Origin of the sequence: Streptomyces sp. NPDC056160, from assembly GCF_042268205.1 — a bacterium.
In the GTDB taxonomy this organism is placed as follows: domain Bacteria; phylum Actinomycetota; class Actinomycetes; order Streptomycetales; family Streptomycetaceae; genus Streptomyces.
The window spans coordinates 1-12,463 of sequence record NZ_JBHJUW010000194.1 but is presented as its reverse complement, the minus strand read 5'-3'; the positions used below and the strand labels follow the sequence as shown (position 1 = coordinate 12,463).

The window sequence follows — 12,463 nt, the reverse complement described above, 5'->3', positions numbered from 1 at the left end:
CCGGCACTCGGTGCCGGGGAAGCCCCCTTTTCCGTCGCCCTCGGGGCTCAGAGCTCGTACGGGCTCTTCACCGGGAAGTAGGCGCGCAGGAACGAGCTTATGATGCGGGCCTGCTCCTGGTCCGGGACCTCCGCGTCCTGCGACTCGCCCAGGCAGAACGCGTCGTGCCCGCGTATGGCGAGCAGCCGGGTCAGCTCGGGGTGGCGGGAGTAGGTGCCCACGTCGATGTAGGCGCACCGGATGCTGCTCGGCACCGCGCTGCCCGTCAGGTAGCCGTAGTGGTGGTGCAGCGAGGAGACCATCGAGATGTCCTGCCAGCCGCGCATGGGGTTGGCGGCGGTGCGGGCCACGCTCTCGGCGAAGTCCGCCTCGATGTTCTCCAGGACGCTCCTGCGCAGCGGGTGCGGGGCGTGCGCGAAGCTGTTCGCCACGGTCACCCCGAAGCGCTCCTCCAGCAGCTTGCGGTTGTTCTTCGCCGCGGCGAAGTAGCCCTCGTCCGTCTCCGCCGGCTCCCCGATCGGCACGGTCGTCGGCGTCCAGTAGAAGCGGCTCGTACCGTTCGGCTGGAAGAACTTCTGCGCGTTGAGCGGCCTGCCGATGAACACGTCGTCGTTCATGTACAGGAAGTGCTCGGACAGCCCGTCGATGTGGTGCAGCTGGCTCTCGATGGCGTGCGAGTTGAACGTCGGCAGGCAGGACGCGTCGGTGAAGATGTCGCGGTGCGACACCACCTCGATGTCCGGGTGCGCGGTGTTCAGCCACTGCGGGCTCTGGTCGTCGGTGACCAGGTAGATCTTGCGCACCCAGGGCGCGAACATCGCCAGCGAGCGCAGCGAGTAGCGCAGTTCGTCACGGTTGCGGAAGCGGGCGGCCTCGTCACCGGAGCCCGTCGCCTCGGCCGCGAAGCCGAGTTCGGCGCGACGCCGTGCCCGCCGCTCCTGCCAGTCGGGGTCGGCGTCGTCGACCCAGGTGTAGACGACGTCCACCGGGAAGTCGATGTCGCTGACCATCCGCTTGGTGAACGGCTCCAGCGTCGGGTACTCCCGGTCGCGCACCCGCAGCCGGGCGTCCGCGGTCAGCGTCGGCAGCTTCGGGCCGACGGAGCTGGCGCGCAGCGGCGCGACGAACTGGCCGTCGCCGCCCTCCTCTTCCGGTACCTGACGCCAGAACTCCACGTCGCAGCCGTAGGCGGGACCGAAGCGCAGCGTGCGGCTGGAGGTCACCACGGGGCGGAAGACCCGGAGGCCGGCCACCTCTCCAGCGGCCTCCAGGCGCTCGGCGAGCAGGACGCCGGGCGCGTGCGTGCGGGGCTTGAGCAGTTCGGCGTAGACCGCCTTGCCCTCGTAGTCGGTGGCCAGGGCCTTGCGGACCGCCGCCTGGTGGACGGTGTCCACGGCGAGGCGGCGGCGCGGGCTGTCCTCCCGGTCGCGCACCAGCACGAAGGGGATGCCGTGCTTCTCCAGCGCGGCGACGACCGTCTCGAAGTTGCGCTGGACGATGTCCGAGCCCTGGAGGTCGTCGTGGACCTCGGAGAGCCGGCCGCTGGCACGTACCAGGGAGCGGTTGGCCGCGCCGATCACCAGCTCGCGGGCGCGCTGGTCGCCCGAGGAGGGCGCCGTGCGGTCCGCGGCGACGGCGGCGTGGAAGCGGCCCGCGCCGCCGTGCGCCACGCGGTGGGCCATGCGGTCGGCCCGCTGCGCCATCCGCTGCGGGTCGTCACGGCGGTAGAGCAGTTCGGTGAACAACTCCTCCCACTGCTTGACGATCACGTCGGCGGCGAAGCGCGCGGAGCCCTCGTGGGCGTTCTCCCCGTAGGAGCGCAGCAGTTCCTCGTCGCCCATCAGACGGGAGATCGCCTCGGAGAGGCCCTCTATGTCGTTGGGCGCCACGAGCAGGCCGTCCACGCCGTGCCGGATGATCTCGGCGGGGCCGGTGACGATGTCGTACGCCACCGCCGGGACGCCGGCGGCGAAGGCCTCCAGGAGCACCAGCGGGAAGGCCTCGCCGTCCTGCGACGGCAGCATGGTGAGGCTGGCCTTGGCCCACTCCTCGGTCATGTGCTGGCTGGGGCCGAGGATCTCCACGGCGTCGTGCAGACCGAGGCCCTGGACCATGTTGCGCAGCCGGGACATCTGCGGACCGTCGCCGAAGACGCGCAGCCGCCAGCCGGGGTGCTCGGGCAGCGCCTTCGCGAAGGCCTGGATGGCGTGGTCGACCTGCTTGTCGGGCACGAGGCGGCGCGGCATCACGATGCTCTTGCCGGTGAGGCTGGAGCGGGGCCGGAAGCCCTCCGGGATGGCGTTCGGGATGGCCGCCAGGCGCGGGGCCGCCTTGCCGAGCGACTCCTCCAGCCACTGCTTGGTGCGCTCGGTCAGAACGACCAGCGCGTCGATCTCCGGGGCCCGCAGCAGCAGCGGCTCGCCGGTGCCGCCGCGCAGCTGCGAGGGCCGGTGCTCCTGGTGGATGGTGATCACCCGGGAGGGCACCAGGTCGGCGACGGCGGACATCAGGGCCGGCGAGGTGGTGATGAGGATGTCGGTGTCGAGGGTGCGCAGGGCGCGGTTCATCTCGACGTCGGAGAGGGCGTCGAAGGTCGCCTCCCACTTGGGGCTGATCAGGTCGCTGGGCAGCCCGGCCAGGCGGCGGCACTCCTCGGCGCCGATGTCGCTGTCGCGCACCGGCCGTTCCGTCTTGCCCGTGCGGTCCACGAGGTAGCGCACGGGGACCCGCTCGTCCACGGAGAAGAAGGGACGCTCGCGGGTCTTGAAGACGCTGAGCACATCGACGCTGTGCCGGGGCGCCAGGTGCGTCGCCTGGGTGTAGACGGCCTGCTCCGTGCCGCCCATCTCGTCGCCCCAGGTGAGCAGAAACGTGATCTTCATTGGTGTCAACATCCAGAGGGGAGGTGGGCCGCTCGGAAGGCGAGGCTGCCGATGGGCGTGTAATACGGGTTGATCCTCAGCACGGAGTCGTCGTCGGCGGTCAGCAGCCGGTGCGGCATGCGGAAGACGTCCCCGGGGCTGCGTACGTCGGTGCGCTGCCGGGAGATCTTCAGCGGTCGGCGGCGCGGGCGCTGGAGCCGGACGTCGAATATCTGCTCCTTGGTGCCGACGTCGCCGAAGTCGGCCACGCGCAGCGAGCAGACGAAGACGTCGCCGTGCCAGGTGGCCGGGACGACGCGGGCGGCCTTGCCGCTGCGGCGGACGAGTTCGACGTCGCCGCTGCACTCCTCGGCCGGCGCGTTGACGAGCCGGCCCTCCAGCGTCACCTCGGACCAGCCGATCTTCACGGAGAGGATCTCCGCCTCGGCGTCGTCCCTGCCCACGGAGACGTACGCGCGTCCGGTGCCGGAGGCGATGAGACGGCAGTAGGTGCCGTCCGGGCGCACCGGCTCGGGGACCGTGGGCCCGTCGGTCATGAGCCGGGGCGCCTTGGCCACCGCGAAGCGGCGTTCGGTGCCGGCGGCGTCGGCGAAGACGACCGAGAGCCGCCACTGGCCGGACCCCAGCAGAAACCTGCGTACTCCGGCGGGGACCGGCGGGTGGGAGTCGGCGTCCGCCTCCAGCAGGTCGAGGACGGCGGTGCCCTGTGCCTCGACCTGGCCGTCACTGCGCTGGACGAGCGTCAGCGGGATGACCACCGGGGTCGAGGAGCCGCCCAGCAGCAGGGACGCGGCCGAGGCGGTCACCTCGCCGGGCACGCGGACGCAGAAGTTGAGCGTCCTGCCGTCCAGGAGGGAGAGGTGTTCGGCGGTGACCCGCGGCCAGTCGTCGGCGCTCGGCGGGACCAGGACGAGACTGTCCAGTCGCGACCGTGCCGAGCGCACCACGTCGTACCCCTTGCGCATCACCTTGTGCGGGGTAGGGAGTTGTCTCATCGGTTGTCTGCACCACGCTCGTAGGGGCTGGGGTACGGGAAGTACTCGTCCAGGAAGCGCGTCATCAGGGCCTGCTGGCGGCCCAGTTCGGCTTCCGTGGAGGTCGTGTCGTTCAGGCAGAACACGTGCGCGTCACGCTGGGCGAGCAGTCGGCCGAGCACTCGCTCGACACCGGGTTTGCCCACGTCGCAGTAGCGGTACACGAGTCCTTCGCCGGAGAAGGAACGCTGGGTGTGGAAGGCGTAGTAGTGGTGCAGGGACGAGGCGACGGAGATGTCCTCGGCACTGCGGAACCGGCTCGCCGCCGTGCGCCGGTGCTCCTCGGGGAACTCCCGCTCGATCTCGTCCAGGACGCTGCGGTGCAGCGCGTGCGGCACGTGCTTCATCTTGCGGAAGATGTTGTCGCCGAAGCGCTCCGCGATGAGCCTGCGGTTGTTCTTCCCGGCCGCCGCCACCGGCGGGTCCTCCGGGGAGGGCTCGCCGAAGGGGACCAGGGCGGGCGAGAGGTAGAACTTGCCCAGGCCGTTGGGCAGGAAAAAGTGCTGCGGGAGCACCTCCTGGCCCAGCATCACGTCGTCGTTGAAGTACAGGAAGTGCTCGGAGAGCCCCTCGATGTGGTGCAGCTGGCTCTCGATCGCGTGCGAGTTGAAGGTCGGCAGCGCGTCGGGGTCCTTGAAGATCTGCTTGTGGCTGACGACCTTGATCCGGGGGTGGTCGGTGTCGAGCCACTCCGGCGTCTGGTCGGCGGTCACCAGGTAGATGTTGCGCACCCAGGGCGCGTAGAGGTGCAGCGAGCGCAGCGAGTAGCGCAGTTCGTCCCGGCTGAGGTAGCGCGCGGCGTTGGCGGCCTCCTCGTGGTACGGCCGGTCGGAGAAGGCGGCCCGCTGGCGCACCCAGTCGGGGTCGGCGCCGTCCACCCACGTGTACACCACGTCGACGGGGAACGTCCGGCGGCCGACGGCGGCCGCCGCGAAGGCCGGGCGGGTCCGCACGTGCACCCGTTCCTGCTCCTCCGGGTGCTCCTGCTCCGGGTGCTCCTGTTCCGGCTGCTCCCGCTCCGTCCGCTCCCGCTCGGCGGGGAGTCCGTGCTCGGCGGGCAGCGGGGCGAGTTCGGTGAACAGGCTCTCGTCGGCCTGGACCGGCGCCTCGTCGGCGGGGACGGCCTCGGCGACGACATTGCGCCGGGGCGAGAGGAGTTCGTCGCCCTCCTGCCGCCAGAACTCGATGTCGCAGCCGTAGCGCAGGCCCAGCACCAGGCGGCCGGTCTGGTCGGTGAGGTACCAGGTGCACCGGAAGACGTCGGCGCCGGAGACCCGCTTCCACGGGCCGGCCCCGTAGCCGGGCAGTACGGACTCCTCCTGGGGCTGGCGGCCCCGGACCGGGACCACGTAGCCGGGCCTGATCCGGCAGGCCTGGCGCAGTGCGGTGAGCACGCGCTCGCGGTCCTCCTGCCGTACGGCGACCGCCGCGGAGGTCTCGGAGGCCGAGCGCACGCAGAAGTAGTCGACACCCGCGCCGCGCAGCGCGGCGGCCACCTCGTCGAGGTTGGCCCGGCGGGCCTGGAGCGGAGTGATGTCGGGGACGACGTGGGCGATGCGCGGCGTCCCGTCGACGCTGACGACGGTTCTGTCGTGCCGTGCCAGCAGCGCACGGTGGCGGCGGACCACCCGCCCCCGCTTGACCTGGTTGCGCACCTCGGCCGCGGCGGCGATCCCCGACTTGAGCTGCTCGCGGAAGTCGGTCCCCACGTGCTCGGCGATCACTCGCCGCGCGCCGACCGGCACCGCGCGGCGGTACACGCCAACCAACCGGGAGGCTTCAGGGTTTCGCACTGCGGGAGCTCCTCCGACGGGAACGGCTGGGTGAACGGCACGCTCCCACTAGGTGATCCGGTAAAAACACGGCGAGACAAGTATGCAGTGTGTTTACCTCACGTCCCCATGGCCGTGCCACAACCGCAACCGTCAGCAAATGCGGCATACCGGGCCGATCGGCCACGAGTGTTGACATAAATCACAGCGTGGAACCGCGCGGCCGACAGCCGCGTCCGGGAGCCCGAAAGCTCCCGGACACAAGGGCCGCACCGGTCAGAACGGCTCGAAGTCGTCGTACTCCCGCTCGGAGTCGTCGCGCTCCGCCTGCCGGTCGCGGCGGCGCTGCGCGGCCGGGCGGGGCGTCTCGAAACGGTGGTCCTCGCCACGGCGGCCGAGCATCTCCGCGCCCGCCATCACCGACGGCTCCCAGTCGAAGACGACCGCGTTGTCCTCGGGCCCGATCGCGACGCCGTCGCCGGAGCGGGCGCCCGCCTTCATCAACTCCTCCTCGACACCGAGGCGGTTGAGCCGGTCGGCGAGGTAGCCGACGGCCTCGTCGTTGTTGAAGTCGGTCTGCCGCACCCAGCGTTCGGGCTTCTCGCCGCGGACCCGGAACAGGCCGTCCTCCTCGAGGGTGACCGTGAAACCGGCCTCGTCGACGGCCTTCGGCCGGATGACGATCCGCGTCGCCTCCTCCTTGGGCCGGGCGGCCCGCGCCCCGGCGACCAGCTCGGCCAGCGCGTACGACAGCTCCTTCAGGCCCGTGTGGGCCACCGCCGACACCTCGAAGACGCGGTAGCCGCGCGCCTGGAGGTCCGGCCGGACCATCTCGGCGAGGTCCTTGCCGTCGGGCACGTCGATCTTGTTCAGGACGACGATGCGCGGCCGGTTGTCCAGACCTCCGTACTGCCGCAGCTCCTCCTCGATGATGTCGAGGTCGGAGACCGGGTCGCGGTCCGACTCCAGGGTCGCGGTGTCCAGCACGTGCACGAGGACGCTGCACCGCTCGACGTGCCGCAGGAACTCCAGGCCGAGCCCCTTGCCCTGGCTGGCGCCGGGGATGAGTCCGGGCACGTCGGCGACGGTGTAGACGGTCGAACCGGCCGTCACCACGCCCAGGTTGGGCACGAGGGTCGTGAACGGGTAGTCCGCGATCTTCGGCTTGGCCGCGCTGAGCACGGAGATCAGAGACGACTTGCCGGCGCTCGGGTAGCCCACCAGCGCCACGTCCGCGACGGTCTTCAGCTCCAGGACGATGTCCTGGAGGTCCCCCGGCACGCCGAGCAGCGCGAACCCGGGCGCCTTGCGGCGGGCCGAGGCCAGTGCCGCGTTGCCCAGGCCGCCCCGGCCGCCCTGCGCGGCGACGTACGAGGTGCCGTGGCCGACCAGGTCGGCCAGCACGTTGCCCGCCTTGTCCAGGACGACCGTGCCGTCCGGCACCGGCAGGACCAGGTCCTCGCCGTCCTTGCCGGAACGGTTGCCGCCCTCGCCGGGCTTGCCGTTGGTGGCCTTGCGGTGCGGCGAGTGGTGGTAGTCGAGCAGCGTGGTCACGGACTGGTCGACGGTGAGGATCACATCGCCGCCCCGGCCGCCGTTGCCGCCGTCCGGGCCGCCCAGCGGCTTGAACTTCTCACGGTGCACGGAGGCACAGCCGTGGCCCCCGTTACCCGCGGCGACGTGCAGTTCGACGCGGTCCACGAAGGTGGTCATGGTGGTGCCTCCAGAACTACGGGAATGTCTCTTACGTAACACGCGAAAGGCGGACCCGCCTTCCCGATGGGGAAGTGAGGTCCGCCTCGCGAAAGTCTCCGGTCAGGCGACCGGAACGATGTTCACGACCTTGCGGCCACGGTGGGTACCGAACTCCACCGCACCGGGCTGCAGCGCGAACAGCGTGTCGTCGCCGCCGCGGCCGACGCCCGCACCGGGGTGGAAGTGGGTGCCGCGCTGGCGGATGATGATCTCACCGGCGTTCACGACCTGACCGCCGAAGCGCTTCACGCCGAGCCGCTGGGCATTCGAGTCGCGACCGTTCCGGGTGGACGATGCGCCCTTCTTGTGTGCCATGTCTCCTCAGTCCCTTACTTCGCAGCCGCGGGGATCTCAGTGACCTTGATCGCCGTGTACTGCTGGCGGTGGCCCTGACGACGGCGGTAGCCGGTCTTGTTCTTGTAGCGCAGAATGTCGATCTTCTGCCCCTTGTGGTGGTCCACGACCTCGGCCTGGACCTTGATGCCGGCCAGCACCCACGGGTCGCTGGTCACAGCGTCGCCGTCGACAACGAGCAGGGTCGAGAGCTCGACCGTGTCGCCAACCTTGGCGGTGGAAATCTTGTCAACCTCAACGATGTCGCCGACAGCAACCTTGTGCTGGCGACCACCGCTGCGCACGATGGCGTACACGCGGATCTCACTCTCTCGCTCGGGAAACGGCACCCCCGCAGGCCAGCCGCCCGCACTGCGGACGACCTCTCCCGGCCAGCCCAGTGCCCGGGAGGAAGAGGTTTACGGGGATGTGGCGCACTCAGTCGGCACGCCGACGGTCAAGATTACGGGTCCCCGGCCGAAGGGGTCAAACCGGCCCGGGGCCCACGGGTGTGCGGCTGCTCACGGCCAGGGTCCGCCCAGGGGGCACGGGGCCGGGGCGAGCGGCGGGTGCAGGGCCTGCTGCGGGGGCCCGCGGGCGTACGCAGGGGGCGATTCCAGCCACGGGTGCGTGCGCAGGGGGTGGTTCCAGCCCTCCCGCCCGGGAGCGGCTCAGAGCCGCATACGACGACCCCACAGGACGGGTCCGGCCTCACGACCGGGGTCCAGCCCAACGAGCCGCACCGCGCCCCACAGCCGAGGTTCAGCCCCACAGACCGGCAGGCCCCACGGTCCGGGCCCAGCCCGACGAGCCGCCACCGACTCCGCACCCGGCCCAGCCCGACGACCGGCCCCGGACCGGCCCGGCCCGGACCGGCCCGGCAAGCCTGCCCCGAAACCAGCGGGCCGGACCCGGTCCGTGGACCAGGCCCGACCCGCTGGTGGGGATCAGCTCTCGTCGGTCGTGGCGGAGGCCGGCGTCGATGCCGACGCCGTCTTCTTCGCGGCCGTCTTCTTCGCGGCGGTGGCCGTCTTGGCGGTCTTCGTCGCCTTCTTGGCCGTCGCCTTCTTCGCGGCGGTCTTCTTGGCCGCCGTCTTCTTGGTCGCGGCCTTCTTCGCCGTGGCCTTCTTGGCGGCCTTGCGGGCCGTCTTCTTCGCCGGCGGCGCCTCCTCCTCGCCCGCGTCCGCCGGGACCCCGGCAGCAGGCGTCTCCGCCTCGGCCTGGGCCGACGGGACGACCACGACGGCCGCCTCCTCGGACGCGGTCGGTGCGGTGGCCTTGCGCACGGCGCGCCGCCGCGGACGGGCCGGTGCGGACGGCTCGGCCGCCTCTGCGTCCGCCTCGGCCGCGGCCCCGGTCTCCGCCTGGGCCTCATCGGCCTGGGCCGGCTGCGGCTCGGGCGCGGGCTCCGGAACCGTCACCACGGCCGCCTCGGCCCCCGTCGGGGAACCGGCCGGCGCCGACGCCCTGCGGGTCGCGCGGCGACGGGTACGGCCCTTCGGCGCGGCCTCCTCGTCCGGCGCGACCGGGACGACCGGGTCCTCCACGGCCACGGGCTCGGCCTGCGCCTCGGCGGCCGGCTCCGGACGCACCGGACGCTCGGCCTCCTGCGCGGCGGTCACGTCCTGCGCCGTCGGCGCGGCGGGCGCGGCCGGGGCCGCCCCGTCGGCGGAGGCCTTCGGCGCACCCGCCGGAGCGGACGCCCGGCGGCTCGCCCGGCGCCTGCCGCGGCCACGGGACGCCGCGGCCTCCGCCTCGGCGACGGAGCTGTACAGCTCCTCGTCCGGGGCCATCTCGAACGCGGGCAGCGCGACCGGCTCGGAGACCACAGGTGCCTCGGCGGCCTCGGTGACGGTCTCGGCCTCGGCCTCCGCCTCCTCCTCCGCGGTCGGCAGGGCGGCCTGGGCCGCCACGGCCTCGTGCTCGTGCGGCTGCTCGGCACCGGCACGGGCGCGCTTGCGGCGCTTGCCGCCACCCGCGCCGCCCGCGGACGGCTGCTCCATGTGCACGATGACACCGCGACCGTTGCAGTGGACACAGGTCTCGGAGAACGACTCCAGCAGGCCCTGGCCGACCCGCTTGCGGGTCATCTGCACCAGGCCCAGCGAGGTCACCTCGGCCACCTGGTGCTTCGTACGGTCCCGGCCCAGACACTCCAGCAGACGGCGCAGCACCAGGTCCCGGTTGGACTCCAGCACCATGTCGATGAAGTCGATCACGATGATGCCGCCGAGGTCGCGCAGCCTGAGCTGGCGCACGATCTCCTCGGCCGCCTCCAGGTTGTTCCTGGTGACCGTCTCCTCCAGGTTGCCGCCCTGGCCGGTGAACTTGCCGGTGTTGACGTCGATGACGACCATCGCCTCGGTCCGGTCGATCACCAGCGAACCGCCGCTGGGCAGCCAGACCTTGCGGTCCAGCGCCTTGGCGAGCTGCTCGTCGATCCGGTACGTGGCGAAGACGTCCACCTCGCTCGTCCAGCGCGACAGACGCGGGGCGAGGTCGGGCGCGACGTGCGAGACGTAGCCGTGGACAGTGTCCCAGGCCTCGTCACCGCTGACGACGACCTTGGAGAAGTCCTCGTTGAAGATGTCGCGCACGACGCGGACGGTCATGTCCGGCTCGCCGTACAGCAGCGACGGCGCGCTGCTGTTGCCGTTCTTGGCCTTCTTCTGGATGTCCTCCCACTGCGCCTGCAACCGCTCGACGTCCCGGCGCAGCTCGTCCTCGCTCGCGCCCTCGGCGGCGGTGCGCACGATGACGCCCGCGTCCTCGGGGACGATCTTCTTGAGGATGGTCTTCAGCCGGGCCCGCTCGGTGTCGGGCAGCTTGCGGCTGATGCCGGTCATCGAGCCCTCGGGCACGTACACGAGGTAGCGGCCCGGCAGGGAGACCTGGCTGGTCAGGCGGGCGCCCTTGTGGCCGATCGGGTCCTTGGTGACCTGGACGAGCACGGACTGCCCGGACTTCAGCGCGGACTCGATGCGGCGCGGGCCGTTGGCCATGCCCAGCGCCTCGAAGTTGACCTCGCCCGCGTACAGCACGGCGTTGCGGCCCTTGCCGATGTCGATGAAGGCGGCCTCCATCGACGGCAGGACGTTCTGCACCTTGCCGAGGTAGACGTTGCCGACGTACGAGACGGCCTGCTCCTTGTTGACGTAGTGCTCGACGAGCACCTCGTCCTCCAGGACGCCGATCTGCGTGCGGTCGCCGTGCTGGCGGACGACCATCACGCGCTCGACGGCCTCGCGGCGGGCCAGGAACTCGGCCTCGGTGATGATCGGGACGCGGCGGCGGCCCTGCTCACGGCCCTCGCGGCGGCGCTGCTTCTTCGCTTCGAGGCGGGTCGATCCCTTGATGGACTGCACCTCGTCCGTGCCGCCACCGGGCCGCTCGTCCTTCTTGCCGCGCGGCTCGCGGACCTTGACGACGGTGCGCTCGGGGTCGTCGGCGGACGGCTCGCCCTCGGGGCCGCTGTCACCGGCCCGGCGGCGCCTGCGGCGACGGCGACGGCTGCTGCTGTTGCCTCCGGAGCCCGCGCCACCCGCGTGCTCGTCGTCCTCGTCGCCCTCGGCCGCGTCCTCGGCGTCCTCGGCGTCCTCCTCGACCTGCTCGGCGGTGTCCTCGGCGTCCTGCGCGGCCTGCGCCGCGGCGAGTTCGCCGCTCTCCTCCGGCTCCTCGTCAACGCCGCTGTCCGCGGACTCGCCCCGGCGACGGCGACGGCCACCACGGCGACGGCGCCGGCGGGATCCGCCGTCCTCGCCCTCGTCGCCGTCCGCTGCGTCCTCGGCCGACTCCTCGGCCTCCTCCGCCTCGTCCTCGGCGACGGCCTGAGCGGCCTGCGGCGCCTGCGGGGCCTGGGTCTCGGGCTCCTCGTCGTCACCGGCGCCCCGGCGACGGCGGCGGCGCCGCGCCCCGGGCTGCTCGTTCGCCTCGGGCTGCTCCGCCTGCTCGGCCTTCCGCGCCGACGGCGTGGCGGGCTCGGCGGGCTCCTCGTCGTGCACGGCCTCGGCGGCCGCCTCGGCGGCGGCCCGCTGCGGGGTCTGGAACTGGAACTTCGGCTCGGCGAACACCGGCGGCTGGAAGACGGCGACGGCGGGCCGTGCGGGCTTGCGCGGTGCGTCCTCCTCCGCCCCCTTGGCACCGGCGGGCTCGGAGAACCCGGTCGCGGCACGCCGCACGACCCGGCGGCGGCCACGGCGCGGCGCGGCCTCCTCCGCGGCCTCGGCGGCCGGGGCCTGAGCCGGGGTCCGGGTCTGGGGTGCCTCGGCGGCGGGGGCTTCCACGGCGGCGGGGGCCTGAGCGGGGGCGGCCTCGGCGGTCTCCGTGGCAGACGCCGTGGCCCGGCGGGTGGCACGACGACGGGCCCGCGGCAAAGCGGCCTCCTCGGCCTCCTCCACAGCGGCGGGCGCGGCGGCCTCTACGGCGGGGGCCTCGACGGCGGACTCGCTCGCCTCGGCGGTCTCCGTGACGGGCGCCGTCACCCGGCGGGTGGCACGACGACGGGTCCGCGCCGGAGCAGCCTCCTCACCGCTCTCGCCGGAGGCGGCGGTGGCGGGCGCGGGCTCGGCGGCGGGGGCCTCGGCAGCCTCGGTGGCGGCCTCGGCGGTCTCCGTGACGGGCGCCGTCGCCCGGCGGGTGGCACGACGACGGGCCCGCGGCAAAGCGGCCTCCTCGGCCTCCTCCCCAG

At 72.5% G+C, this 12,463-nt stretch carries 7 protein-coding genes; all 7 read right to left on the bottom strand.

The annotated features are described in order from the left end of the window. Positions 1 to 47: 47 nt before the first annotated feature. Positions 48 to 2,882 carry a stealth conserved region 3 domain-containing protein gene (locus tag ACFC02_RS38735; RefSeq protein WP_376367074.1) on the bottom strand — a complete coding sequence of 945 codons (2,835 nt, stop codon included), beginning with the start codon at positions 2,880 to 2,882 and terminating at the stop codon, positions 48 to 50. A 5-nt stretch (positions 2,883 to 2,887) separates the two neighbouring features. After that, positions 2,888 to 3,877, bottom strand: a complete 990-nt coding sequence (locus tag ACFC02_RS38730; RefSeq protein WP_360973512.1) for a hypothetical protein — start codon at positions 3,875 to 3,877, stop codon at positions 2,888 to 2,890. Beyond that, positions 3,874 to 5,709, bottom strand: a complete 1,836-nt coding sequence (locus ACFC02_RS38725; protein ID WP_376367071.1) for a stealth family protein — start codon at positions 5,707 to 5,709, stop codon at positions 3,874 to 3,876. The genes ACFC02_RS38730 and ACFC02_RS38725 overlap by 4 nt, the downstream gene beginning before the upstream one ends. A gap of 255 nt (positions 5,710 to 5,964) precedes the next feature. Next, a complete protein-coding gene (obgE, locus tag ACFC02_RS38720) occupies positions 5,965 to 7,401 on the bottom strand; it encodes a GTPase ObgE (protein ID WP_376367069.1) in 1,437 nt (478 codons plus the stop codon). A 102-nt stretch (positions 7,402 to 7,503) separates the two neighbouring features. After that, positions 7,504 to 7,758, bottom strand: a complete 255-nt coding sequence (gene rpmA, locus ACFC02_RS38715) for a 50S ribosomal protein L27 (RefSeq protein WP_018570808.1) — start codon at positions 7,756 to 7,758, stop codon at positions 7,504 to 7,506. Positions 7,759 to 7,772: 14 nt separating this feature from the next. Then, on the bottom strand, positions 7,773 to 8,093 hold the full coding sequence (gene rplU / locus ACFC02_RS38710) for a 50S ribosomal protein L21 (RefSeq protein ID WP_004931419.1): 321 nt from the start codon (positions 8,091 to 8,093) through the stop codon (positions 7,773 to 7,775). Between the two features lie 630 nt (positions 8,094 to 8,723). Then, the coding region (locus ACFC02_RS38705; RefSeq protein ID WP_376367067.1) for an Rne/Rng family ribonuclease at positions 8,724 to 12,463 on the bottom strand (3,740 nt) is incomplete at its 5' end.